At 64.0% G+C, this 23,645-nt stretch carries 20 protein-coding genes; 7 read left to right on the plus strand and 13 right to left on the minus strand.

Going from position 1 to position 23,645, the window contains the following annotated elements; translation table 11 throughout:
• Positions 1 to 12: 12 nt before the first annotated feature.
• The 4 genes from E8E91_RS01925 to E8E91_RS01940 form a co-directional block, all read right to left on the minus strand.
• Complete coding sequence (locus tag E8E91_RS01925; protein ID WP_280374377.1) at positions 13 to 1,137, minus strand: FAD-binding oxidoreductase; 1,125 nt, start codon at positions 1,135 to 1,137, stop codon at positions 13 to 15.
• A 10-nt stretch (positions 1,138 to 1,147) separates the two neighbouring features.
• On the minus strand, positions 1,148 to 2,104 hold the full coding sequence (locus E8E91_RS01930; RefSeq protein WP_280374378.1) for an ornithine cyclodeaminase family protein: 957 nt from the start codon (positions 2,102 to 2,104) through the stop codon (positions 1,148 to 1,150).
• Between the two features lie 174 nt (positions 2,105 to 2,278).
• A complete protein-coding gene (locus tag E8E91_RS01935; RefSeq protein WP_280374379.1) occupies positions 2,279 to 3,283 on the minus strand; it encodes a DUF481 domain-containing protein in 1,005 nt (334 codons plus the stop codon).
• Positions 3,284 to 3,413: 130 nt separating this feature from the next.
• The gene (locus tag E8E91_RS01940) at positions 3,414 to 4,412 is read right to left on the minus strand and encodes a DUF481 domain-containing protein (RefSeq protein WP_280374380.1); all 999 of its coding nucleotides are present in this window, start codon (positions 4,410 to 4,412) and stop codon (positions 3,414 to 3,416) included.
• Between E8E91_RS01940 and E8E91_RS01945 the strand changes: the two genes are divergently transcribed.
• Together E8E91_RS01945 and E8E91_RS01950 are read left to right on the plus strand one after the other, a co-directional pair.
• Positions 4,411 to 4,797, plus strand: coding sequence for an MGMT family protein (locus E8E91_RS01945; protein WP_280374381.1), 387 nt, complete (start codon positions 4,411 to 4,413; stop codon positions 4,795 to 4,797). The two genes, E8E91_RS01940 and E8E91_RS01945, sit on opposite strands and share 2 nt — an antisense overlap.
• Positions 4,798 to 4,884: 87 nt before the next feature.
• A complete protein-coding gene (locus tag E8E91_RS01950) occupies positions 4,885 to 6,624 on the plus strand; it encodes an AmpG family muropeptide MFS transporter (protein ID WP_280374382.1) in 1,740 nt (579 codons plus the stop codon).
• Positions 6,625 to 6,680: 56 nt separating this feature from the next.
• On the opposite strand, the gene E8E91_RS01955 is transcribed toward E8E91_RS01950, so the two are convergent.
• Positions 6,681 to 7,508 carry a mechanosensitive ion channel domain-containing protein gene (locus tag E8E91_RS01955; RefSeq protein ID WP_280367226.1) on the minus strand — a complete coding sequence of 276 codons (828 nt, stop codon included), beginning with the start codon at positions 7,506 to 7,508 and terminating at the stop codon, positions 6,681 to 6,683.
• Between the two features lie 116 nt (positions 7,509 to 7,624).
• On the minus strand, positions 7,625 to 8,104 hold the full coding sequence (locus tag E8E91_RS01960) for a YajQ family cyclic di-GMP-binding protein (protein ID WP_151132006.1): 480 nt from the start codon (positions 8,102 to 8,104) through the stop codon (positions 7,625 to 7,627).
• Positions 8,105 to 8,328: 224 nt separating this feature from the next.
• Here E8E91_RS01960 and E8E91_RS01965 point away from each other — a divergent pair, with 224 nt between their 5' ends.
• Genes E8E91_RS01965 through E8E91_RS01980 form a run of 4 tightly spaced genes read left to right on the plus strand, consistent with a single transcriptional unit; the run spans position 8,329 to position 12,841 of the window.
• Positions 8,329 to 9,291 carry a response regulator gene (locus E8E91_RS01965; RefSeq protein WP_280374383.1) on the plus strand — a complete coding sequence of 321 codons (963 nt, stop codon included), beginning with the start codon at positions 8,329 to 8,331 and terminating at the stop codon, positions 9,289 to 9,291.
• On the plus strand, positions 9,288 to 10,199 hold the full coding sequence (locus E8E91_RS01970) for a putative 2-dehydropantoate 2-reductase (RefSeq protein ID WP_280374384.1): 912 nt from the start codon (positions 9,288 to 9,290) through the stop codon (positions 10,197 to 10,199). The genes E8E91_RS01965 and E8E91_RS01970 overlap by 4 nt, the downstream gene beginning before the upstream one ends.
• A 46-nt stretch (positions 10,200 to 10,245) precedes the next feature.
• On the plus strand, positions 10,246 to 12,264 hold the full coding sequence (locus E8E91_RS01975) for an ATP-binding protein (RefSeq protein WP_280374385.1): 2,019 nt from the start codon (positions 10,246 to 10,248) through the stop codon (positions 12,262 to 12,264).
• A 1-nt stretch (position 12,265) separates the two neighbouring features.
• Positions 12,266 to 12,841 carry a cob(I)yrinic acid a,c-diamide adenosyltransferase gene (locus E8E91_RS01980; protein ID WP_280374386.1) on the plus strand — a complete coding sequence of 192 codons (576 nt, stop codon included), beginning with the start codon at positions 12,266 to 12,268 and terminating at the stop codon, positions 12,839 to 12,841.
• Positions 12,842 to 13,400: 559 nt separating this feature from the next.
• On the opposite strand, the gene E8E91_RS01985 is transcribed toward E8E91_RS01980, so the two are convergent.
• The 4 genes from E8E91_RS01985 to secA all read right to left on the minus strand — a co-directional run bounded on the left by E8E91_RS01985 (position 13,401) and on the right by secA (position 19,312).
• Positions 13,401 to 14,342: a Nudix family hydrolase gene (locus E8E91_RS01985; RefSeq protein ID WP_280374387.1), complete on the minus strand. Its 942-nt coding sequence runs from the start codon at positions 14,340 to 14,342 to the stop codon at positions 13,401 to 13,403.
• The gene (locus E8E91_RS01990) at positions 14,339 to 14,977 is read right to left on the minus strand and encodes a glutathione S-transferase family protein (RefSeq protein WP_280374388.1); all 639 of its coding nucleotides are present in this window, start codon (positions 14,975 to 14,977) and stop codon (positions 14,339 to 14,341) included. The genes E8E91_RS01985 and E8E91_RS01990 overlap by 4 nt, the downstream gene beginning before the upstream one ends.
• A gap of 258 nt (positions 14,978 to 15,235) precedes the next feature.
• Positions 15,236 to 16,453, minus strand: a complete 1,218-nt coding sequence (argJ, locus tag E8E91_RS01995) for a bifunctional glutamate N-acetyltransferase/amino-acid acetyltransferase ArgJ (protein ID WP_280374389.1) — start codon at positions 16,451 to 16,453, stop codon at positions 15,236 to 15,238.
• Between the two features lie 117 nt (positions 16,454 to 16,570).
• Positions 16,571 to 19,312 (minus strand): preprotein translocase subunit SecA, encoded by a 2,742-nt coding sequence (gene secA, locus E8E91_RS02000; protein WP_280374390.1) that lies wholly within the window; start codon positions 19,310 to 19,312, stop codon positions 16,571 to 16,573.
• Positions 19,313 to 19,595: 283 nt separating this feature from the next.
• Between secA and E8E91_RS02005 the strand changes: the two genes are divergently transcribed.
• On the plus strand, positions 19,596 to 20,051 hold the full coding sequence (locus E8E91_RS02005; RefSeq protein ID WP_280374391.1) for a DUF721 domain-containing protein: 456 nt from the start codon (positions 19,596 to 19,598) through the stop codon (positions 20,049 to 20,051).
• A gap of 72 nt (positions 20,052 to 20,123) precedes the next feature.
• Here the strand turns inward: E8E91_RS02005 and lpxC are convergent, their stop codons facing one another.
• The 3 genes from lpxC to ftsA form a co-directional block, all read right to left on the minus strand.
• The gene (gene lpxC / locus E8E91_RS02010; RefSeq protein ID WP_028628442.1) at positions 20,124 to 21,035 is read right to left on the minus strand and encodes a UDP-3-O-acyl-N-acetylglucosamine deacetylase; all 912 of its coding nucleotides are present in this window, start codon (positions 21,033 to 21,035) and stop codon (positions 20,124 to 20,126) included.
• A gap of 112 nt (positions 21,036 to 21,147) precedes the next feature.
• The gene (ftsZ, locus tag E8E91_RS02015) at positions 21,148 to 22,335 is read right to left on the minus strand and encodes a cell division protein FtsZ (RefSeq protein ID WP_190827198.1); all 1,188 of its coding nucleotides are present in this window, start codon (positions 22,333 to 22,335) and stop codon (positions 21,148 to 21,150) included.
• Positions 22,336 to 22,384: 49 nt separating this feature from the next.
• Positions 22,385 to 23,635: a cell division protein FtsA gene (gene ftsA / locus E8E91_RS02020; protein WP_190827196.1), complete on the minus strand. Its 1,251-nt coding sequence runs from the start codon at positions 23,633 to 23,635 to the stop codon at positions 22,385 to 22,387.
• Positions 23,636 to 23,645 lie beyond the last annotated feature (10 nt).

Consider the following 23,645-nt stretch of genomic DNA (forward strand, 5'->3'; position numbering starts at 1 on the left):
GCGCCAGCGTCGTCACCCCAGCCGCGCAGGGGACAACATCGCCTCGGTCAGGCCAAAGCGCGCCAGGTGTTCCGGCAGCGGTTGGCGCAGGATCAGGCAGGCGCTGGCCTCGCCCATGGCCGCCGACGTCTGGATGCCGTAGCCGCCCTGCCCCGCGACCCAGTAGAAACCCTGGCTGTGCGGGTCGTAGCCGGACACCAGGTCACCATCGGGGAAGAACGAGCGCAGGCCGGCCCAGACTCGCGTGGGGCGGCGGATGCTCATGGTGGTGTGCTCCTCGATCTGGTAGATGCCGAGGGCGATGTCCAGTTCTTCCGGCTGCACGTCGTGGGCTTCCACCGGGTCGGCGTTGGCCGGCGAACCCAGCAGCACGCCGGCATCCGGCTTGAAGTAGAAGGACTCGTCCAGGCTCACCAGTGCCGGCCACTTGTGCGCGTCCATGCCTTCGGGCGGCGAGAAGATGAAGGCGGCGCGGCGCTTGGGTTGCAGGCCCAGGGGCTGGACGCCGGCCAGTTGTGCGAACTGGTCGCACCAGGCGCCAGCGGCGTTGATGAGCGTCGGCGCCTGGAAAGTGCCCTGGGCGGTCTCCACCACCCACTGTTCACCCTCGCGACGGGCCGCGGTCACTTCACAGCCAAGGCGCACCTCGCCGCCATTGCGACGGATACCGCGCAGATAGCCCTGGTGCAGCGCGTCGGTATCGATATCGGCGGCGCTGGGGTCGAGCATGGCGCCCTGCACCAAGTCGCGGCGCAGTACCGGAACCAGGGCGCAGGCCTGGTCCGGGGTGAGCATCTGCATGTCGGGCACGTTTTCCAGCGCGCTGTCGAACTGGCGCTGCAGTTCTTCGGCGTCGCCGGTGAAGTCCACCACCATCTCGCCACGCGGCGTGAGCAGCGGGTGTTCGCTGAAACCTTCCGGTGGCGCATCGAAGAATGCCCGGCTGGCGGCGGTCAGGGCACGCACCTGCGGCGTGCCGTAGGCGACGGTATAAAGAGCGGCGGAGCGGCCGGTGGAGTGATAGCCGGCGTGCTCTTCGCGTTCCAGCACCAGCACGCGACCATGACGGGACAGCCAGAAGCCGGTGGAAGCGCCGCCGATTCCGGCGCCGATGATGATGAAGTCAGCCTGGTTCATGGTGTCTGCCTCACTGTCCTTGGCGCTGAAGATGATAGAGGGCGTTGGCCAGGGCCATGTCTTCGAGGCCCAGGCCGATGGAGCGGAAGAACACCGAGCGGCTGTAGTCCGGACGCGCGGCCTTGCCGCTCAGCAATTCCGGCAGGTCGCCACGGATGGCTTCGCGGTTCCAGCCGTGGTGCTCGGCGGCCAGCAGCATCTCACCTGCGGAGCCGGGGGTGGTGGCGCGGTAGTCGCAGTAGACATCCATTTCACCCAAGGCTTGCGGTGGCACCTCGTGGGCACGCGGGGCATTGGTGCTGATGGAGGTGACCAGGGCAGGCTTGCCCAGGCTGCGCGGGTCCAGCACGGGACCGGCGGAAGAGGTGCAGAGCATCACCACGTCGGCCTCGGCCACAGCGTCTTCCAGGCTGGCGCTGATTTCCACGCGCGGGTCCAGGGCACGCAGTTGCACCTGGACTTCCGCATCCGCTGCCAGGGCTGGCGAGTAGACGGCGATGCGCTGCCAGTCGCGCAGGCCTTTCACGTAATGCAGGTGGGCACGGGCCACCGGGCCGCTGCCGATCACCGCCAGGCGGCTCGCCCGCGCAGGCGCCAGGGCCTCCACCGCCACCGCCGTAGTCGCGGCGGTGCGTGCGGTGGTCAGCTCGCCGGCATCGCAGAGCAACAGCGGCTGGCCGCTATCCATGGACATCAGCAGAGTCCAGGCGGTCACCAGGGCGCCGTCGGGCTTCTTGATATAGGGCGAGGTCTTGACCCCGTAGACCCCGTCCTTGGCCAGCACGCCCAGGTAATTGATGAAATCGCCGGCTGCATTGGGGAATTCCACCAGTTGCTGGGCCGGCTGCACGGCTTCACCGGCGGCCAGGTCGAGGAACATCTGGCGCATGGCCTGGTGCACGTCGACCTGCTGGAGCAGGCGGCGGGCTTCGGCTTGCGCGAGAACGAGGGGCGAAGTGCTGGACATGGGGACGCTCCCGGGGCTGGAAATAAACATTTTGTCCATCTTGGACTTTTAAGTTTACATCAGCAAGGGGACGGCGAACCGGATGTACGAGATTGGCGCCTGGGTATAAAGGCATCGGACGTGGGAGCGATTTCAATCGCGAATGAATTCGCTCCCACACCTGCGGCTGGCTTACTACCAGCCCACGCCGAATCCGACGGTGTAGCGGGTTTCGTCGACATCGCCCTCGGCGCCGCTGACCTGGTCCTTCTCCGCCTTGACGTTGAGCGAGGCCCAGTCGGTGACCTTGTAGCGCAGGCCCATTTCGGCATCCAGGGCGTAGTCGGCAGTGTTGTCCAGCGGGCGGCCGATCTCGCCGGTGGTGAAGAACTCTACGGTCTTGCCCACTAGGTAGCGGTTGTAGTCCCACTTGGTACTGAGGGAATAGAAGTTTTCCTTCTCGCCGTTGGAGAAGTCGTAGTCGGTCCGGTTGACCAGGCCGGCGAGGGAGAAGGCGCCCAGTTCGTCATCCCAGAACTGGTAACCCGGGCCGGTACCCAGGGTACGCTGGCGCTCGAGGTCTTCGATCTTGTCGCGCTTGTACTCGCCGCGGCCCTGCCAGAAGAACTTGTCGGTGATGAAGCGATCGAGCGCGTACTCGGCTTCCCAGTTGTCCGTGGTCTTCACCTCGTCGGTGAATTCCCGGTTGTACTCACCATTGGCGTTGTGCCGCCAGCGACCGTGTCGGGCCTTGGTATTGAAGTCGACGTCGTAGTCGTCGGTGTCCTTGTCGGCACGTTTGTAATCCAGCGACAGGTCGACGTTGCCAGTCCAGGTCAGGTCCTCGACCAGGGGCTTGGGCTTCATGATCTGTTCGATGCTGGCCAGTTCCACTTCCTTCGGCGCCTCGCCGTTGGCCAGGATGACCTTGCCATCGTCGGCGCGATGCAGCGACTTGGCGCGCTCGCCGTCGAAGTCGCCCTGCTTGATCAGCAGTTCGCGGTCACTTTCCAGGGTGGCGATCTTCTTCCAGTCCAGCGGAATGGTTCCGCCATAGTCGGTCTCCAGCACCAGCTTGCCACCATCGAAAACGCGGATGGTGCCGGTGAGCCGGTCGCCATTCTTCAACCAGACGGTGTCAGCGAAAGTGGCGGAGGAAGCGGCGGCGAGCGCCACGCATAGCAGGGATCGGGACAGCATAAAACGGCTTCTTTGCTCGGGTTCTCAAAAAAAAGCCGGGCATTATCCTTATGACCGACAGCAGAGCAAGGACTGACCGGCCTGCGTCCGCTGAGTTCCGAAAAATCGATGGGCGTGACCTGGCGTAACGCTACCAGCCGACGCCAACGCCGATGAGGTAATGCCTGTCCGAATCGCTCTGGCCCATGCCCCGTATCTGGTCCAGCTCATAGAGCAGCGAGAGCCGCGCCCAGTCGTTGAGGCGGTAGCGCAGGCCGAATTCACTGTCGAGTACGTAGTCGATCTCTTGGATCCGTGGCACCTGCAACTGAGCCTTGGAATAGAGCTCGAAGCGCGTGCCCCAGATCAGCCGTTTGAAGTCCCACTCAAAGGAATAGGCGTTGAAGTCGACATTTCCGGCGTCACTGTCCAGCTGGAAGCGGCTGAGCTGGGCGATCAGGTCGAAGCGGCCCAGCTCGTTGTCCCAGAAGCGATAACCCGGACCGACGCCATAGGAACGCTGGCGCTCGAAGAACTGGAACTGGTCGTTCTCCTGGTCGTAGCTGCCGCGAACGAACCAGTGCTCGGTGAGGAAGCGGTCGAGGTCGTACTCCAGCTCCCAGTTGTCCTCGGTGCGCTCGCCGTTCGTGGTCTCCTTTTCGAACTGGCCGCTCAGCACGTGGCGCCAGCGGCCATGCTCGACGCGGGTATCGCCCTTGAGCTTCCACTCGTCCGTCTTGTCCTCGTTGCGCTCCAGATCCAGCTTGACGTCGAGGTTGCCCTCCCACACACGATCCTTGATGAAAGGCCGGGGTGGCACGATCTGACGGATGCTCGCCAGCGGCACCGTTTCGCTCTTGCCGTTCTGCAGCCGCACCATGCCCTTGCCCGCCGCTGCGAGGCTGTGGCTATGCTGGCTGTCGAGGCCTTTGCGCTTGATCAGCAGCGGTTTCTCGGAGCGCAGGGTGTCGATATCCTTCCAGTCGATCAGCACCTGGCCGGCGTATTTGGTCTTCAATGCCAGCTTGCCGCCATCCAGCAGGATGATTTCGCCACTCAGGCGGTCGCCGTTGTTCAACCAGACGGTGTCGGCCCAGAGCGGCGAGCAGGCCAGGCACACGAACAAAGCACTTAGGCTACGGAGCAGCATGGTCGGTAAGAAGAAGAAGGAAGAGGCGCCAGAGCATGCATGGGGGGACTTGCCGACAGCAAGCGTGGACGTGCGTCGCGAGGCCCTCTACCTGACCCTGGCGCAGGTGCCGGAAGGCAAGGTGGTGACCTATGGCCAACTGGCCGACCTCGCGGGCCTTGGCCGTGCCGCACGCTGGGTCGGGCGCACGTTGAGCCAGCTGCCGATGGGCACCCAGTTGCCCTGGCATCGCGTGCTGGGCGCCGGCGGGCGCTTCAGCCTGGCATTGGGCACCCCCTCCGGCGATGAGCAGCGAGCACGTTTGCGCGCCGAAGGGGTCAGTATCCAGAACGATCGGGTGGACATGCGTCGGCACGGCTGGCATCCCATACCGCCCAAGGGTTAGAGTGCGCCCTGCCCTGTTTTCAGCCCCCATCCTGGACGCCGCGAGCAGCCCAATGCCCAGCACCACGCTTTTCGGACCGCACCGCTAATGCCCCATCGTTCCTGGCGCGCAGCCATCGCCGCCTATGCCTCGCCGGCCACTCTTTCGCTATTGCTGCTGGGTTTCGCCGCCGGCCTGCCCTACATGCTGGTGTTCTCCACCCTGTCCGTCTGGCTTCGTGAGGCCGGGGTATCCCGCGAGACCATCGGCTTCGCCAGCCTGATCGGCCTGGCCTACGCCTTCAAATGGATCTGGTCGCCGCTGCTCGACCAATGGCGCCTGCCGCTGCTGGGGCGACTCGGCCGTCGGCGTTCCTGGCTGGTGCTCTCCCAGGCGCTGGTGGGCCTCGGGCTGGTGGGCATGGCCCTGTGCGACCCACAGACGAACCTCACCTGGCTGATCGCCCTGGCCGTGGTAGTGGCCTTCGCATCGGCCACCCAGGACATCGCGATCGACGCCTACCGCCTGGAAATCGCCGAGGACAGCCGCCAGGCCGCCCTGGCCGCCAGCTACATGACCGGCTACCGGGTCTCCGCGCTGCTCGCCACCGCCGGTGCGCTCTACTTCGCCGAGTGGTTCGGCTCCACCGCCAAGGTCTACGAATACGGTGCCTGGGCCGGCACCTACCTGCTCTTCGCGTTGCTGATGCTGCCGGGCCTGATCACCAGCCTGTGGATGCGCGAGCCGCTGGTGGACCTGCCGGCACAGGGCAACAACTCCCGCTTCAAGCTCAAGCACCAGCTTTCCTCGGTACTGATCCTGCTGGTGATGCTGATCTCCCTGCCGGCGATGATCACCGGCATGCTCGACCGCGCCTGGCCGCGCGCCGCGCTCTACGCGATCTTCCTGGTCACCTGCCTGTCGCCCTGGGGCATGCGCCAGATCATGCCGGTGCGCGAACTGCTCAGCCAGCAACGCCGCCAACTGTTGGTGGCTGCGCGGGGCAAGGTCATGCCCAACTTCGACTTCGTCCACCAGGCGGTGTCGATCATCGTGCTGATCGTGATCCTGGTGACCATCGCTGCCGCAGTGAAAGCCTTCTCTTCCGGCGCCTGGCCGCGCGGCACGCTGTTCCTGCTGATCACCCTGGCCTGCTTCTCCGCCGCCGGGCGTCTGCTGATGGCACCGGTGCTGACGCCGATCAGCGAGTTCGTCCAGCGTTATCGCTGGCAGGCGCTGCTGCTGCTGGGCCTGATTGCCACCTACCGGATGTCCGACACCGTGATGGGCGTGATGGCCAACGTGTTCTACATCGACCAGGGCTTCAGCAAGGAGCAGATCGCCAGTGTCAGCAAGCTGTTCGGCCTGGTGATGACCCTGTTCGGCGCGGCAGCCGGCGGTGTGCTGATCGTGCGCTTCGGCATCCTGCCGATCCTCTTCATCGGCGGCGTGAGCTCAGCGGCCACCAACCTGATGTTCGTGGCCCTGAGCGACATGGGCCCGCACCTGAACATGCTGATCCTGACCATCTCCTGCGACAACTTCAGCGCAGGGTTGGCCACCTCGGCCTTCGTCGCCTATCTCTCCAGCCTGACCAACCTGAAGTTCTCCGCCACCCAGTACGCCCTGCTCAGCTCCATCATGCTGCTGCTGCCGCGCCTGATCGGCGGTTACTCGGGGGTGATGGTGGAAAGCGTCGGCTACCACAACTTCTTCATGCTCACCGCATTGCTGGGCATCCCCACCCTGGTGCTGATCGCCATCCAGTGGGGACGTGACCGCCAGCATCCGAAGGAGAACGGCTCCTCCGACGCGCCGGCGGCACCCGGCTCCCCCGAGCAGCCCTGATTATCCACAGGCATGAAAAAGGCCGGCGATTGCCGGCCTTTTTCATGGGTGGTTCTTCAGGCGCTTTGCACCAGCTTCACCACGCGGTGGGGAAACGGGATGCTGATCCCCGCTTCGTCCATCTTCTCCTTGGCGCGCTCGATGAAGTCGAAATTCACCGCCCAGTAGTCGGCTGTTTCGACCCAGACACGCAGGGAAATGTTGATGGCGCTTTCGCCCAGCCCGGTGACGAAAACCACCGGCTCAGGGTTCTTCAGCACGCGGGGATCGCGAGCGATCTCCAGCAGCACCTGACGGGCGCGTTTGATGTCGCAGTCGTAGTCGATGCCGATGTTGATATCGACACGGCGCGTCTTCTCCCGCGAGTAGTTGGTGATGTTGCCGTTGGACAGGCTGCCGTTGGGCACGATCACGACCTTGTTGTCGCCGGTCTTCAGCGTGGTGTGGAAGATGTGGATGGCATCCACCGTCCCGGCCACGCCCTGCCCTTCGATCCAGTCACCCACCTTGAACGGGCGGAACAGCAGGATCAGCACACCGCCGGCGAAGTTCGCCAGGCTACCTTGCAGCGCCAGGCCGATAGCCAGGCCCGCCGCACCGATGGCGGCAACAAAGGAGGTGGTCGAGATGCCGACCATCGAGGCCACGCTGACCAGCAGCAGTACTTTGAGAATGATGTTGGCCAGGCTGCCGACGAACCCCTGCAGGGTACGGTCGACACGGCGGTGCTGCATCAGGGCACCGACCTTGCCGGTCAGCATGTTGATCAGCCACCAGCCCAGCAGCAGGGTGATCAGGGCCAGGGTCAGCTTTCCACTGTACTCCAGCACGACGGGCATCCAGGATTCGGATGCCTTCACCAGTTGGTCGACGTTCATCTCCATGCGTGTTCTCCTGCGCTATTTCAGCAATGCAAAACCAGGCCGCCATGGACAAGCCATGGCAGCGAAGGTTCAAAAGGTTCCAGTTCTGCGACGCTGATCGGTCGCGAAGGTTCCGCTCAGTCGCGGAAGTTGTTGAACTGCAGGGGCATGCCGAATTCCTTGGCACGCAGGGCAGCGATGGCTTCCTGGAGGTCGTCACGCTTCTTGCCGGTCACCCGTACCTGTTCGCCCTGGATGGCGGCCTGGACCTTGAGCTTGCTTTCCTTGATGTGGGCGACGATCTTTTTCGCCAGTTCCTTGTCGATACCTTCGCGCAGCACGGCTTCCTGCTTCACGACCTTGCCGGACGCGTAGGAATCCTTGATCTCCAGGCACTGGACATCGATCTTGCGCTTGACCAGGGCCATCCTGAGGATTTCCAGCATCTGTTCCAGCTGGAAATCGGCGTCTGCGGTCAGGGTGACGGTCAGTTCCTTGAACTCGAAGCTGCCCTTGCCGCGCAGGTCGTAGCGGCGATCGAGCTCCTTCATGGCGTTGTCGACAGCGTTGGTGACTTCGTGTTTGTCCAGTTCGGACACCACGTCGAACGAGGGCATGGGATTCCTCCAGATAGACGGCGCGATCTGCATCACGGATATGAACGCGCCTGGCTTGACGGTAAAAAATGCGGACCCATTATAACCGAGCGACAAGCCGTCTTCCGGGGGCCGCCCCCAGCAGTCCGAAACCGGCAGAACGGTGGGGCGACAAGGCAACCTGGATAAGGCTTGATATCATAACGCCATACTCTGCTATTCCACCCTCCTTGCGAGCCTGCCAAATGCCCAACCCCTATCTCAGTATCCTGGTGGTGGACGATGCCAAATTCTCCAGCGCCATGATCGGCCGAGCCCTGAGCCAGGCCGGTTACCAGGATCTGCGATTCGCCAGCAGCGCCAGCGAAGCCCTCAAGCTGCTGGAAGACAAGCCTGCCAACGTCATCCTCGCCGACTGGCTGATGCCCGAAATCGACGGCCTGGAACTGACCGCGCGGGTCCGCCAGCTGGATGAGATGACCGACCACTACAGCTACATCATCCTGCTCACCGGCAAGGAGGGTGAAAACGTCCTGGGCGAGGCTTTCGACCGGGGCGTGGACGACTTCATCAGTAAGGCGGCCATGAGCGAGCAACTGGTTCCTCGCGTCTACGCCGCCGACCGTCTGTGCAACACCTTGCAGCGCCTGCTGCAGGAAAACCGCCTGCTCACCCAGAACATCGCCAGCCTGGAACAGCGCAACCTGGTGGACTCCCTGACCGGCCTCGGCAACCCGCGCTACCTGCGACAGAAGCTCGCCGACAGCCTGCGCCAGGTGGAGTCCCGTGGCGGCGCGCTGTGCTACCTGCTGATCGGCCTGCTGGACGCGCCGCAACTGCGCCAGCAGTACGGAGAAACCTTCTACAACGAGCTGCTGCACGGGGTCGCGCGGCGCCTGCAGCAACTGGTGCGCCCGCTGGACGTGCTGACACGCGTGGATGACAGCCACTTCGGCCTGATCACGCTGCTCGACGACCTCCACGAATGCTCGCCGAGCAGCTTCCGCCGCCTGCACGAAGGGCTGAACCTCAAGGCCTTCAAGACCAGCGAAGGTTTCATCACCCTCAAGGCCGGCATCGCCCTCGTGGGCCTGGACACCAAGGCCCTGCCCCTGGACGTCGAGGAGCTGCTGGACAAGGCCAGCGCCATGCTGCCCGAAGCCTACGCCAGCGGCCGCGTCACCGCGCTGCGCCTGCCCCAACCATGACCTGGCACATCCTCGGCGCCGGTAGCCTGGGCAGTCTCTGGGCCGCTCGCCTGGCGCGCGCGGATCTGCCGGTACGGCTGATCCTGCGTGATCGCGCCCGCCTCAAGGCTTACGAAGCAGCCGGTGGGCTGACCCTGATGGAACAGGGCCAAGCCCGCCAGTACGCCATCCCTGCGGTGCTGCCCAGCACTGCCGGCCCCATCAGCCGGCTGCTGGTGGCCTGCAAGGCCTATGACGCGGAAGCGGCGGTCCAGCCCCTGCTGCCCTACCTGGCCCCTGGCGCCGAACTGATCCTGCTGCAGAACGGCCTGGGCAGCCAGGACGCCGTTTCCCTGCGCTTGCCACACGCTCGCTGCGTGCTCGCCTCCAGTACCGAAGGTGCCTTTCGCGAAGCGGACTTCCGCGTGGTCTTCGCCGGCCATGGCTTCACCTGGCTCGGCGACCCGCTGCAGCCTGCCGCGCCGGACTGGCTCGCGGACCTGGAACGGGCCGGCATTCCCCATGGCTGGACGCCAGACATCCTCTCCCGCCTGTGGCGCAAGCTGGCACTGAACTGCGCCATCAACCCCCTCACCGTGCTGCACGACTGCCGCAACGGTGGCCTGGCCAATCACCCGGCCGAGGTCAGCGTGCTCTGCGCGGAACTGGCCGAACTGCTCCAGCATTGCGGGCAGCCGGATGCGGCCGAAGGGCTGCATGAGGAAGTGCTGCGAGTGATCCAGGCCACCGCAGCGAACTACTCGTCCATGTACCAGGATGTCGCCAACGGCCGCCGCACCGAGATCAGCTACCTGCTCGGCCACGCCTGTGCCACCGCCGCGCGCCATCGGCTCAAGCTGCCGCATCTGGAAAGCCTGCATACCCGCCTCAGGGCCTATCTGGAACAGCGCGGATTGCCCGTCACCTGACCCCGCGCTAACCTGCGTTTCTGCCCAGCTGCGGATATCACCCCCCTTGACCAGCCTGCGTCAGCGCCTCGAAAACCTCTCGGTCGGCCGCAAACTGCTCGCCGCCCTGCTGGTTCTGCTCGCTACCGTCCTGCTCATCGCCAACCTGGCCTTCATCAGCGCCGCCTACTGGATCTCCCAGGAAAGCGTGGCCCCCCAGGGCCTGGAAACCCTTGGCCGGCTCTTCGCCACCTCGGCCGTCGGGCCCGAGGCGTTGTCTTCGGAAGAAAATGCCAAGGAGATGCTGCAGCGCCTGAACGGCTACACGCCGCTGCGCGCTGCTGCACTGTACGACACCGATGGCCGGTTGCTGGCCCAGTTGCAGCGTGGCGAACAACTCGACCTGCCGTTGAAGGCCAGCGACATTTCCAGTTGGCGCCTGCGGGAGTTCCGCACCAGTCACCTCGCCGAGCTGCCCATCCCCGGCAAGCCCGCCGGCCATCTGCTGCTGGTGGCCTCCAGCGAGCTGCCCAGTGTGTTCTATACCGGCACCCTGACCGCGAGCCTGGCGATCCTCGCCTGTAGCGTGCTGCTCTGGCTGCTGGTGGCACGGCAGATCCGGCGCATGGTCACCCGTCCCATCCGCCGCCTGGAGGAACTCTCGCGCCAGGTGACCCGGGAAGAGAACTACTCGCTGCGCGCGCCCCGTGGCAACCGCGACGAAATCGGCAACCTCGCCGATGCGTTCAACACCATGCTCAGCCGCATCGAAGCCCGCGAACAGCAACTCAAGCGCGCCCGCGACGACGCCCAGGCCGCCTTCGACCAAGCCCACGAACTGGCCGAGGAAACCCGCCACTCCAACCGCAAGCTGGAGCTGGAAGTGCAGGTGCGCAGCAAGATCGAGAAGAAACTCACCGGCTTCCAGAACTACCTCAACAGCATCATCGACTCCATGCCCTCGGCGCTCATCGCGCTGGACGAGCAGCTCTACGTCACCCAATGGAACCAGGAGGCCAGCGCGCTTTCCGGCACCTCCATGGACGATGCGCTGAACCAGCCGGTCTTCCTGGCCTTCCCCTCACTCAAGCCGTTCCTCCCGCAGATCCGCCTGACCGCTGAGAAGCACAAGGTGGAGAAGGTGGAGCGGGTGAGTTGGCTGGTAGGCGAGAACGTCCACCACTATGCCCTGACCTTCTACCCGTTGATGGGCGGCACCGGGCGCGGCGTGGTGATCCGCATCGACGACATCACCCAGCGCCTGTCCATGGAAGAGTTGATGGTGCAGTCGGAGAAAATGCTCTCGGTAGGCGGCCTGGCCGCCGGCATGGCCCACGAGATCAACAACCCCCTAGGCGCCATCCTGCATAACGTGCAGAACATCCGTCGGCGCATCTCCCCGGAGCTGGACCGCAACCAGGAACAGGCCGCCATCAACGGCATCAGCCTGGAATCCATCAACCGCTATCTGGATGCCCGCGAGGTGCCCAAGCTGCTGGACGATATCCACCAGGCAGGGGCCCGCGCGGCCAAGATCGTGAGCCACATGCTCGCCTTCAGCCGGCGCAGCAATCGCCAGCTGGCGCCCTGCCAGTTGCCGGTGCTGATCGACCAGGCGCTGGAGATCGCCAGCAATGACTTCGACCTGACCGAAGGCTTCGACTTCAAGGGCCTGCAGATCGTCCGAGAGTTCGACGCCGAACTGGGGCCGGTACCCGGCACCGCCAACGAGCTGGAGCAGGTGCTGCTCAACCTCCTGAAGAACGCGGCCCAAGCCATCCACCAACGCGAGGACGACGAGGAAGGCCGCATCACGCTACGTACCCGCCTGAGTCCGCCCTGGGCGGAAATTCAGGTGGAAGACACAGGCGTGGGCATTCCCGAGAACGTGCGCAAACGCATCTTCGAGCCCTTCTTCACCACCAAGGAGGTGGGCCAGGGCACGGGCCTGGGGTTATCGGTCTCGTATTTCATCATCACCAACAATCACAAGGGCCAGATGGAAGTGCAGTCCAAGCCCGGCCAGGGCACCTGCTTCACCCTGCGCCTGCCGCTGACTTCCAGCGCCACCGAAGTCGGAGCTTGATATGGGTAATCGCCTTTCCAGGATCTACACGCGCACCGGAGACAAGGGCGAGACCGGCCTGTCCAGCGGCCGGCGCGTATCCAAGGACCACCCACGCATCGAGGCGATTGGCGAGGTGGACACCCTGAACAGCCAGCTCGGCCTGCTGCTGGCGGAGCTGGCCGAAAGCGCGCAGAGCTGCCCGGGCCTGGATGAGGTGATTGGCGTACTGACGCCATGTCAGCACCGCCTCTTCGACCTTGGCGGCGAACTGGCGATGCCGGAATACCAGGTGGTGGACATGCAGGAGATCGAGCGGCTGGAAGCCGCCATCGACCTGTGGAACGAAGAGCTCGGGCCGCTGAAGAACTTCATCCTCCCCGGCGGCTCCCGCCTGGTGGCCCTGGCCCACATCTGCCGCAGCTTCGCCCGCAGCGCCGAACGCCGCGCCCAGACCCTGAACGGCGAAGAGCCCTTGCGCGAGGAACTGCTGGCCTACCTCAACCGCCTCTCCGACCTGCTCTTCGTCGCCGCCCGCCTGATCGCCCGGCGACAGGGGGTGGATGAGGTGTTGTGGCAGGCTGCGAAGAAAGAGTGATCGCCTGACGCTAGCTCTGCAGGGGCGATACCAATGGCTATCTCTGCGTTAGCTGTTGCTGATCGAAATGGAACGCTCTAGCACAGAACCTCCAGGACTCCACGCCAGCCTGACATAACCCTCACCCCCCGCCCCTCTCCCAGAGGGCGAGGGGTGACTCGCGCCGGCGAGGCACAAGTCATCCTGAAGCCCACACGGGCCTGAACCTGAGCGTCTGAGGTGGGGCAGCGACTGCGCCCCGTCAGGAGGCCGAGCGGAATCGTTGCAGAGGGGACGAGCGGCATGGATGCCGCGAGAGGCGTGTGGGGCCATGGATGGCCCCTCTCGCCGTGCCCCCGGCGCAACGATAGAGCGAGGGGAGTTTGGCGAAGCCAAACCCGGATGCAGGGGCAAGCGTTTTGGTTCCTTTTGGGCGTTTGCAAAAGGGACTCGCCTGGGAAGGCGAAACCAGAAACATCCGCAAAACCCGGTAAGCAACCTGGCTCAGCACCTTCCAGGAACGCTCAACGCATTCATAGCCATACCAATCGCACTGCAAGCCAAAGGCCTGCGCCGTCGATCATTCGGGCCAGAACGCCCGTATCCCCGCCACACCCTGGGCACCGACCTTCCAGGCCTGCTCCAGGTCATCAGGGCCAACGCCGCCCAGCAGATAGACCGGCTGATTGAAGCCGCGAAGCAGCTCCTCGGCACGCTCCCATCCCAGGGGCTGGGCTTCGGGATGGGTCTGGGTGGCCTGCACCGGCGAGAGGGTGACGAAATCCACTTCCATGGCCGCCGCCAGCTGCAACTCCTCGATGCTGTGGCACGAAGCCGCCAGCCAGCGCTCTCGCGGGAACGGACGGCCGTTGGGGGCGTACTTGCGCAATTGCTCGGCGGTCAGGTGCCAACCAGCTGCGGGGAAGTCGCCCAGCCATTCCAGCGGGCCCTTGAGCATCAGTTGCGCCTTGCCGGCACAGAGACCCTGCACGTCGACCGCCAGGTCGCGGTACTGGGCGTCGAACATGCGCGGCGCACGCAATTGCACCAGGCGCACGCCCTTGGCCAGGGCGGCCTTGAGGCCGGCCAGCAGCGCCTGAGGTTCAATGTCGTCAGGCGTGATCAGATAGCGGTCGGGCAGACGCGCCGCTGCCACGATCGGCTTGTTGGCCGCCGGGAATTCGTAATCCCCCAACTCACGCGGTGAGGCCCAGGCCAGCGGCTGGCCCTCGGCGCCATGGGGTTCGCCGGTGAAAGCGCTGACTTCCCAGACATCCAGCAGCACATGCTTGTCCGGGTAGTCGTGGTGCACCTGGATCAGCGGACGGGCAGCGCTGACACGGATGCCCAGTTCCTCCTCCAGTTCTCGGGAAAGCGCAACCTGCACGGCCTCGCCCTCCTCCACCTTGCCCCCGGGAAACTCCCAGAGGCCGCCCTGGTGCTTGTCGTCCGGGCGCCTGGCGATCAGCACCCGGCCGTCGGCGCCGCGGATCACCGCGGCTGCCACATGCACTCGTTTCATTCGATGATCTCCGTTTCCTGCAAGGCGGCCTGGTACCAGCGCTGGAAGGCAGGCCACCGGTAAATGGTGTCGACGTAGGCCGCGGCGTCTGCCGGCAGCTCCACGGCGTAGCTGCGCAGGCGGCTGGCCACCGGCGCGTAGAAGGCGTCGGCGATGCTGGCATGGCCGAACAGATAGGGGCCATCCTGGCCGAAGCGCGCACGGCACTCGGCCCAGATGGCACAGATGCGGCGAATGTCTTCCGCAACCTCGTCCGGCACCTCGGCGAGCGCCTGGTTGCGCTTCATGTCCATCGGCATATGGCTACGCAGCGGCACGAAGCCACTGTGCATTTCAGCGCATACCGAACGGGCCATGGCGCGGGCCGCTTGGCCAAAGGGCCAGAGGTGCGCCTCGGGGAAGCGCTCGGCGAGGTATTCGGCGATGGCGAGGGAATCCCAGACGGTGCCGTCTTCGGACTGCAACACAGGCACCTTGGCGGTGGGCGAGTAGCCGAGCAGGCGCTTGTGGCTATCGGCCTGGTAGAGCGGAATGCGGACCTCGTCGTAGGGTGAGCCGGTCAGCTCCATGGCCAGCCACGCGCGCAACGACCAGGACGAGTAGTTCTTGTTGCCAATTACCAGTTTCAGGGACATGCCTTCCTCCTTTTTCCAGTTCCCTTGGGTGTCGCTGGATCATGGAAGCTGCCTGCGCCCATGGCAAATTCCCGATTTTCATCGGGGGATGAAAATCGGGAATGCCGCTGCACTACTGAACCCGTTCACGATCTTGCGAACTACAGAAGAACAAGGCGGGAATGGCTGAGGGCGCGGAGTTTACGAGCTGTAAATGAGCAAGCCCGAAGCCATTCCCAACGCAGTTATTCCGACGCGCAGCTGATCGTGGGCCGGTTCTCAGGTGCGGTACTCGGCGTTGATCTTCACGTATTCGTGGGACAGGTCGGTGGTCCAGATGGTTTCGCTGCAGTCACCACGGCCCAGTTCGATGCGGATGGTGATCTCTTCGCGAGCCATCACCGCAGCGCCCTGCGCTTCGGTGTAGGTGGAGGCGCGGCCACCCTGGCTGGCGATGCAGACTTCGCCGAGGAACACGTCGATCTTGCTCACGTCCAGGTTCGGCACACCGGCGTAGCCCACGGCAGCCAGGATGCGGCCCCAGTTGGGGTCGGAGGCGAACAGCGCGGTCTTGATCAGCGGCGAGTGGGCTACGGCGTAGGCCACGTCCAGGCATTCCTGGTGGTTGCCACCGCCATTGACCTGCACCGTGACGAACTTGGTCGCACCTTCGCCGTCGCGCACGATGGCCTGGGCGATTTCCATGAAGACGTCGAACACGGCCTGCTTGAGCTTGGCGAACAACTCACCGCTGGCAGCGGTGATTTCCGGCAGGGCGGCCTGGCCGGTGGCGATCAGCATGCAGCAGTCGTTGGTGGAGGTGTCACCATCGATAGTGATGCGGTTGAAGGACTTGTTCGCGGCATCGCGCACCAGTGCCTGGAGCACGTCACCAGCCACCTTCGCGTCAGTGGCGATGTAGCCGAGCATGGTGGCCATGTTCGGGCGGATCATGCCGGCACCCTTGCTGATGCCGGTGATGGTGACGGTCACGCCGTCGTGCTCGAACTGGCGGCAGGCACCCTTGGGCTGGGTGTCGGTGGTCATGATGCCTTCGGCAGCCTGGGCCCAGTTATCCACCCTGAGGTCAGCCAGTGCCGCCGGCAGTGCGGCTTCGATCTTCTCGACCGGAAGCGGCTCGCCGATCACGCCGGTGGAGAACGGCAGCACGGCGTCTTCGCTCACGCCAGCCAGTTCAGCCAGCCTGGCGCAGGAACGGCGCGCGCGGACCAGGCCGTCCGGACCGGTGCCGGCGTTGGCATTGCCGGTGTTGGTCAGCAGGTAGCGTACTTCGCCCTGCAGGCGCTCACGGGTGATCAGCACCGGGGCAGCGCAGAAGGCATTGGTGGTGGTCACGCCGGCGATGGTGGAGCCTTCGGCACAGCGCATCACGACCACATCCTTGCGCCCAGGGCGCTTGATGCCGGCAGAGGCGATGCCGAGTTCGAAACCGGGAACCGGGTGCAGGGTAGGCAGAGGGCCAAGACCAACAGCCATAGGAAGCGCTCCTTTGTCAGCAGGCGACCGGCTGCGGACGGCGCAGACGGCCAGGGATATCAGGAAAAACGCCGCGAGCGGCAGGGCCGGTCGCGGCGTTGGAATTACAGCAGAGCCTTAGTTGATTTGACCGTGGCAGTGCTTGTATTTCTTGCCGGAGCCACAGGGGCACGGCTCGTTACGGCCAACCTTGGGCTCGGTGCGTACCGGAGCGGCCGCGGTGGCGACAGCCACATCGCCCTGCTCTTCGCTCACTTCCGGCTCATCGAGGCTCGGCGCGGCGGCATGCTCGAACTGCATGCGACGGGCCATTTCCTCGGCCTCGCGGCGCAGTCGGGCTTCTTCCTCGACCGGGTCTTCGCGGCGGACCTGGACGTGGGAGAGGACACGGATGGTGTCGCGCTTGATGGAGTCGAGCAGGTCCTGGAACAGGGTGAAGGACTCGCGCTTGTACTCCTGCTTCGGGTTCTTCTGGGCGTAGCCGCGCAGGTGAATACCGTGACGCAGGTGATCCATGGTGGACAGGTGATCCTTCCACAGGTCGTCCAGCACGCGCAGCAGCATCTGCTTCTCGAAGGCACGCAGGGCTTCGGCGCCGGCGAGGTCTTCCTTCTCGTTGTAGGCGGCGAGCAGCTGCGTCAGGATCTTCTCGCGCAGGGTCTCTTCGTAGAGCTTGTCGTCTTCGTCGAGCCACTGCTGCACCGGCAGCTTCAGGCCGAAATCGCTGTACAGGGCGGCTTCCAGACCGCTGACGTCCCACTGCTCAGGCATCGACTGCGGCGGAATATGGGCGTCGATGGTGCTGTTCAGCACCTCTTCGCGGAACTCGCTGATGGTGTCGCCGATGTGCTCTGCGGCCAGCAGGCTGTTGCGCATGTGGTAGATCACCTTGCGCTGTTCGTTGGCCACGTCGTCGTATTCGAGGAGCTGCTTGCGGATGTCGAAGTTGCGACCTTCGACCTTGCGTTGCGCCTTCTCGATGGCGTTGGTCACCATGCGGTGCTCGATGGCCTCGCCGGACTGCATGCCCAGGGCCTTCATGAAGTTCTTCACCCGGTCGGAGGCGAAGATGCGCATCAGGTTGTCTTCCAGCGACAGGTAGAAGCGGCTGGAACCCGGGTCACCCTGGCGACCGGCACGGCCACGCAGCTGGTTGTCGATACGGCGGGATTCGTGACGCTCGGAAGCGACCACATGCAGGCCGCCGGACTCGATCACCTGCTGGTGACGCTTCTGCCACTCGGCCTTGATCTGCGCGACCTGCTCGTCGGTCGGAGCTTCCAGGGCCGCCACTTCGGCTTCCCAGTTGCCGCCGAGGAGGATGTCGGTACCACGACCAGCCATGTTGGTGGCGATGGTCACGGCACCCGGACGACCGGCCTGGGCGATGATCTCGGCTTCTTTCTCGTGGTACTTGGCGTTGAGTACCTTGTGCTCGATGCCCGCCTTGCCCAGCAGTTGGGAAACGTACTCGGAGCTCTCGATCGAGGCGGTACCCACCAGCACCGGACGGCCGCTGGCCTGGCATTCCTTGATGTCGGTGATGATGGCGCCGAACTTCTCTTCCTGGGTCAGGTAGACCAGGTCGTTGAAATCCTTTCGAGCAACCGGACGGTGAGTCGGGATGACTACCACGTCCAGGCCGTAGATCTGGCGGAACTCGAAGGCCTCGGTATCGGCGGTACCGGTCATGCCGGACAGCTTCTTGTAGAGGCGGAAGTAGTTCTGGAAGGTGGTGGAAGCCAGGGTCTGGCTCTCTGCCTGGATCGGCAGGTTTTCCTTGGCTTCGATGGCCTGGTGCAGGCCTTCGGACAGGCGGCGACCGGGCATGGTACGGCCGGTGTGCTCGTCGATCAGCAGCACCTGGTCGTTCTGCACGATGTATTCGATGTTGCGGTGGAACAGGGTATGGGCGCGCAGCGCAGCGTAGACATGGGTCAGCAGGCTGAGGTTATGCGCCGAATAGAGGCTCTCGCCCTCGGCCAGCAGGCCTGCCTCGGTGAGCATTTCCTCGATGAACTGGTGGCCCATCTCGTTGAGCTCGACCTGACGGGTCTTCTCGTCGACCGAGTAATGGCCTTCCTGGGTGACCTGCCCCTCAACCTCTTCGATGTGCTGCTTCAGGCGCGGGATCAGCTTGTTGATCTGGATGTAGAGCTTGGAGCTGTCTTCGGCCTGGCCGGAGATGATCAGCGGGGTACGCGCTTCGTCGATGAGGATGGAGTCCACTTCGTCGATCACGGAGAAGTTCAGCTCGCGCTGGAACTTGTCGTCCAGGCTGAATGCCATGTTGTCGCGCAGGTAGTCGAAGCCGAACTCGTTGTTGGTGCCGTAGGTGATGTCGGAAGCGTAGGCGGCGCGCTTCTCTTCCGGCGGCTGGAAGGGGGTGACGATGCCGACGGACAAGCCGAGGAATTCATACAGCGGACGCATCCAGTTGGCGTCGCGGCGGGCGAGGTAGTCGTTCACGGTAACCACGTGCACGCCCTTGCCGGACAGCGCGTTCAGGTAGACCGCCAGGGTACCTACCAGGGTCTTGCCCTCACCGGTACGCATCTCGGCAATCTTGCCCTCGTGCAGGGTCATGCCACCGATGAGCTGGACGTCGAAGTGGCGCATGCCCATGACGCGCTTGCCGGCCTCACGCGCCACGGCGAAGGCTTCCGGCAACAACTGGTCGAGGGTCTCGCCCTTGGCCAGGCGCGCCTTGAACTCTTCGGTCTTGGCACGCAGCTGGTCATCGGACAGGGCCACCATCTGCTCTTCGAACGCGTTGATAGCCTGCACAGCCTTGGCCATGCGCTTCACTTCGCGTTCGTTCTTGCTTCCAAAGAGTTTCTTCAACAATGGCGCAAACATATAGAGAGGATCTTCCACACATTGAGATGGAGGGCGGCCTGTAGTCGCCCGCGCAGCCGCCATGGCTGCTTGCGAAGGGGGCATTCTACCCGGATTCCTTGCTGAGGAAAGCGGGAGCACTTCCCGGTCGCCGTAGGACGGCGTCCACACTTCCCGGTCATGGCCAATCGCTACATGGACCCAGGGGAACCGACAGCCTGAGCGATCGAATTGCGCGCACAAGCCGAGGCGAGGAACTGCCTCTGTTAATATGGGCGCACAAGCCCTCATTCAAGCACCCATCATGGCGTTTCGTCCCCTACCCGCCCGCTCCCCCGCCGCGCTATTGCGCGAGGAGAAGCCATTGCGGGCTCTTTTCAACGAAGCCCAGCGCATCGACCAGCTGCAGCAGCTGCTCGCCAGCCAGCTACAGCCCGCCGCTCGCGAACACTGCCATGTCGCCTCCTGGCGCGAAGGCCGACTGCTGCTGATCGTCACCGATGGTCATTGGGCGACCCGGCTGCGTTACCAGCAGACCCGCCTGCTGCGCCAGTTGAAGGGATTCGAGGCCTTCGCCGGCCTGGAGCGGATCGTTTTCAAGGTCCAGCCGAGTTTCACCCCGAGCAGCGCCCCAGTGACTGAAGGCCGCCTGTCAACAACCGCCGCGGAGAGCCTGCAAGCCACGGCGGAAACCGTCAGCGATCCGCGCCTGAAGGAAGCGCTGGAACGCCTGGCGCGCCACGGCAAATCACAGGACTGAGCAGGTCGAAAACCTGGAGATAAAAAAAGGCCACCCGAAGGTGGCCTTTGAAGTCAGGAAAGAGGGTATTGCTTAAACGGCTGCTACCGGTCGCATATAGGAGATAGGTGCAGTCCTGGCATCCTCGAAGGTCACCACTTCCCAGGCGTCCTTCTGCTCGATGAGCTGGCGCAGCAAACGGTTGTTCAGCGCGTGGCCCGACTTGAAGCCACGGAATTCGCCGATCAGGCTGTTGCCGAGCAGATAGAGGTCACCGATCGCATCGAGAATCTTGTGCTTGACGAACTCGTCCTCGTAACGCAGGCCGTCTTCGTTGAGCACCTGGTTCTCGTCAACCACGATGGCGTTCTCCACGCTGCCGCCGAGTGCCAGGTTCTGGGAACGCAGGAACTCGATGTCGCGCATGAAGCCGAAGGTCCGCGCACGGCTGACCTCCTTGACGAACGAGGTGCTGGAGAAATCCACGCTCGCACTCTGGGTACGATTGCGGAATACCGGGTGATCGAAATCGATCTCGAAGCTCACCTTGAAACCGTCGAAGGGCACGAAGGTGGCGCGCTTGTCGCCCTCCTCCACAGTCACTTCGCGCAGAATGCGGATGAACTTCTTCGGCGCGTCCTGCTCCTGCAGGCCGGCGGATTGAATCAGGAAGACGAAGGGACCAGCGCTGCCGTCCATGATCGGCACTTCCGACGCGGAGAGTTCGACGTAGGCGTTGTCGATGCCCAGGCCTGCCATGGCCGAAAGCAGGTGCTCCACGGTGTCCACCTTGACCTCACCGTTGATCAGTGTGGTCGACATGGTGGTCTCACCGACATTCTCTGCGCGTGCAGGAATATCCACCACGGGATCGAGGTCGGTACGGCGGAACACTATGCCAGTGTCCACAGGAGCGGGCTTGAGGGTCAGGTAGACCTTTTCCCCGGAATGCAGCCCCACGCCAGTGGCACGGATAATGTTCTTGAGAGTGCGTTGTCTGATCATGGCATTGGCCGCTTGTGCGCAAGTTGCGAACTGTTTTCAACAATGGGCGGCGATAATAGCAGAACCGCCCTTTGCTGAACACCAATCACCCTAATGCTCCTGATACAAATCATCAATCAGCCTGGCGACGCAGGAATGCCGGGATATCCAGGTAATCCAGGTCATCCTGAGTGTTGAGCTTGGCCGCGGTGGCCGCACCGGCGTGAGCCTGATTACGCATCACAGTCGGGCGATCCAGGTCGCGGTAGTTGACGGACGGCTGCTCCGGACGAGCGGCAACGGTGGCGGTGGCCACGGCGGCTGCCTGAACAGTGTTGTCGACCACCTTGACCGGCTTCTCGATGCGCGCACCCAGGCCAGTGGCCACGACGGTTACGTGCAGTTCATCACGCATATCCGGGTCGATCACGGTACCCACCTTGACGGTGGCGTGCTCGGAAGCGAACTGCTCGATGATGTTGCCCACGTCGGAGTACTCGCCCAGGGACAGGTCCGGACCAGCGGTGATGTTCACCAGGATGCCGCGAGCGCCCTGCAGGTTCACGTCGTCCAGCAGCGGGTTGCGGATAGCAGCCTCGGTGGCTTCGCGAGCGCGATTCGGACCGCTGGCGCAGCCGGTACCCATCATCGCCATGCCCATTTCGCCCATCACGGTCTTAACGTCGGCGAAGTCGACGTTGATCATGCCGGGACGCTTGATGATGTCGGAGATGCCACGCACCGCGCCGGCGAGCACGTCGTCGGCCTTGGCGAAGGCGGCCAGGAGGCTGGCGTCCTTGCCGAGGATGGTCAGCAGCTTCTCGTTGGGGATGGTGATCAGCGAGTCGACGCTTTCCGCCAGGGAGCGAATGCCCTCGTCGGCGATCTGCATGCGCTTGCGGCCTTCGAACGGGAACGGACGGGTCACCACCGCAACGGTGAGGATGCCCATTTCCTTGGCCACTTCAGCGATGATCGGTGCAGCGCCGGTACCGGTGCCGCCGCCCATGCCGGTGGTGATGAAGACCATGTCGGCGCCCTGCAGCACTTCGGCGATGCGCTCACGGTCCTCGATGGCAGCCTGACGGCCGACTTCCGGATTCGCGCCGGCACCCAGGCCCTTGGTCACGCCCGGGCCGAGTTGCAGCACGGTGCGCGCGCCGATGTTCTTCAGCGCCTGGGCATCGGTGTTGGCGCAGATGAACTCGACGCCTTCGATGCTGCTCTTGGCCATGTGGTTCACGGCGTTGCCACCGCCACCACCGACGCCGATTACCTTGATGACCGCTGTTTGCGGAACGTTATCTACGAGTTCGAACATTTTCCCCTCTCCTTCCTTTTTTAGTTTTTTCGCCTACTGCGTACCGCGGTTAAAAATTGCCCTGAACCCAGCGCTTGAGCCGTTCCAGTACAGGAGCCTTGGCTTCTTCGGCATAGCCGTAGCTGCCAGTGGAGACAGGCATGCCGTCGGACTGCTTCTGCAATCCGTACATCAGCAGGCCTACGCCCGTGGAATAGATGGGGTTGCGCACGACATCGGCGAGCCCCTTCACGCTATGCGGTACGCCCAGGCGCACCGGCATGTGGAAAATCTCTTCGGCCAGTTCCACCGCGCCTTCCATCTTGGCGGTGCCCCCGGTCAGGACGATGCCCGCCGGAATCAGGTCTTCGTAACCGCTGCGGCGCAGCTCGGCCTGAATCAGAGTGAAGAGCTCGTCGTAACGCGGCTCGACCACTTCAGCCAGGGCCTGGCGCGACAGTTCGCGCGGCGGACGGTCGCCCACGCTGGGCACCTTGATGGTTTCGCCGGCACCGGCCAGCTTGGCCAGGGCGCAGGCGTAGCGGATCTTGATCTCTTCGGCGTACTGGGTCGGCGTACGCAGGGCCATGGCGATGTCGTTGGTCACCTGGTCGCCGGCGATCGGGATCACCGCGGTGTGGCGAATCGCGCCCTCGGTGAAGATAGCGATGTCGGTGGTGCCGCCGCCGATGTCCACCAGGCAGACGCCCAGCTCTTTCTCGTCATCGGTGATGACCGAGTAGGCCGAGGCCAGTTGCTCGAGGATGATGTCGTCGACTTCGAGACCGCAGCGGCGCACGCACTTCTCGATGTTCTGAGCGGCATTCACCGCGCAAGTCACCACGTGCACCTTGGCTTCCAGGCGGACGCCGGACATGCCCAGCGGCTCGCGCACGCCTTCCTGGTTATCGATCACGTAGTCCTGGGCCAGGGTGTGCAGCACACGCTGGTCGGCCGGGATGGCGACAGCCTGGGCGGCATCCAGTACGCGTTCGATATCGGCGCCGCTGACTTCGCGATCGCGAATCGCCACGATGCCGTGGGAGTTCAGGCTGCGGATGTGATTGCCGGCGATGCCGACGAAGGCCGAGTGGATGCGGCAACCCGCCATCAACTGAGCCTCTTCCACCGCGCGCTGGATGGATTGCACGGTGGATTCGATGTTCACCACCACGCCCTTCTTCAGGCCGCGCGACGGGTGAGTGCCAATGCCGACGATCTCGAGTTGGCCATCAGCCGCAACCTCGCCCACCAACGCCACCACCTTGGAGGTGCCGATGTCCAGGCCGACGATCATCTTGCCGCTCTGTACGCTTGCCATGCTTCTAACC

This window comes from Pseudomonas sp. BN515 (assembly GCF_029873155.1).
In the GTDB taxonomy this organism is placed as follows: Bacteria; Pseudomonadota; Gammaproteobacteria; order Pseudomonadales; family Pseudomonadaceae; genus Metapseudomonas.

Excerpts from the sequence above, each read along its gene's own strand:
- E8E91_RS01925 (WP_280374377.1), bottom strand. The coding sequence starts at position 1,137 with ATGAACCAGGCTGACTTCATCATCATCGGCGCCGGAATCGGCGGCGCT.
- E8E91_RS01930 (WP_280374378.1), bottom strand. The coding sequence starts at position 2,104 with ATGTCCAGCACTTCGCCCCTCGTTCTCGCGCAAGCCGAAGCCCGCCGC.
- E8E91_RS01935 (WP_280374379.1), bottom strand. The coding sequence starts at position 3,283 with ATGCTGTCCCGATCCCTGCTATGCGTGGCGCTCGCCGCCGCTTCCTCC.
- E8E91_RS01945 (WP_280374381.1), top strand. The coding sequence starts at position 4,411 with ATGGTCGGTAAGAAGAAGAAGGAAGAGGCGCCAGAGCATGCATGGGGG.
- E8E91_RS01940 (WP_280374380.1), bottom strand. The coding sequence starts at position 4,412 with ATGCTGCTCCGTAGCCTAAGTGCTTTGTTCGTGTGCCTGGCCTGCTCG.
- E8E91_RS01950 (WP_280374382.1), top strand. The coding sequence starts at position 4,885 with ATGCCCCATCGTTCCTGGCGCGCAGCCATCGCCGCCTATGCCTCGCCG.
- E8E91_RS01955 (WP_280367226.1), bottom strand. The coding sequence starts at position 7,508 with ATGGAGATGAACGTCGACCAACTGGTGAAGGCATCCGAATCCTGGATG.
- E8E91_RS01960 (WP_151132006.1), bottom strand. The coding sequence starts at position 8,104 with ATGCCCTCGTTCGACGTGGTGTCCGAACTGGACAAACACGAAGTCACC.
- E8E91_RS01965 (WP_280374383.1), top strand. The coding sequence starts at position 8,329 with ATGCCCAACCCCTATCTCAGTATCCTGGTGGTGGACGATGCCAAATTC.
- E8E91_RS01970 (WP_280374384.1), top strand. The coding sequence starts at position 9,288 with ATGACCTGGCACATCCTCGGCGCCGGTAGCCTGGGCAGTCTCTGGGCC.
- E8E91_RS01980 (WP_280374386.1), top strand. The coding sequence starts at position 12,266 with ATGGGTAATCGCCTTTCCAGGATCTACACGCGCACCGGAGACAAGGGC.
- E8E91_RS01985 (WP_280374387.1), bottom strand. The coding sequence starts at position 14,342 with ATGAAACGAGTGCATGTGGCAGCCGCGGTGATCCGCGGCGCCGACGGC.
- E8E91_RS01990 (WP_280374388.1), bottom strand. The coding sequence starts at position 14,977 with ATGTCCCTGAAACTGGTAATTGGCAACAAGAACTACTCGTCCTGGTCG.
- argJ (WP_280374389.1), bottom strand. The coding sequence starts at position 16,453 with ATGGCTGTTGGTCTTGGCCCTCTGCCTACCCTGCACCCGGTTCCCGGT.
- secA (WP_280374390.1), bottom strand. The coding sequence starts at position 19,312 with ATGTTTGCGCCATTGTTGAAGAAACTCTTTGGAAGCAAGAACGAACGC.
- E8E91_RS02005 (WP_280374391.1), top strand. The coding sequence starts at position 19,596 with ATGGCGTTTCGTCCCCTACCCGCCCGCTCCCCCGCCGCGCTATTGCGC.
- lpxC (WP_028628442.1), bottom strand. The coding sequence starts at position 21,035 with ATGATCAGACAACGCACTCTCAAGAACATTATCCGTGCCACTGGCGTG.
- ftsZ (WP_190827198.1), bottom strand. The coding sequence starts at position 22,335 with ATGTTCGAACTCGTAGATAACGTTCCGCAAACAGCGGTCATCAAGGTA.
- ftsA (WP_190827196.1), bottom strand. The coding sequence starts at position 23,635 with ATGGCAAGCGTACAGAGCGGCAAGATGATCGTCGGCCTGGACATCGGC.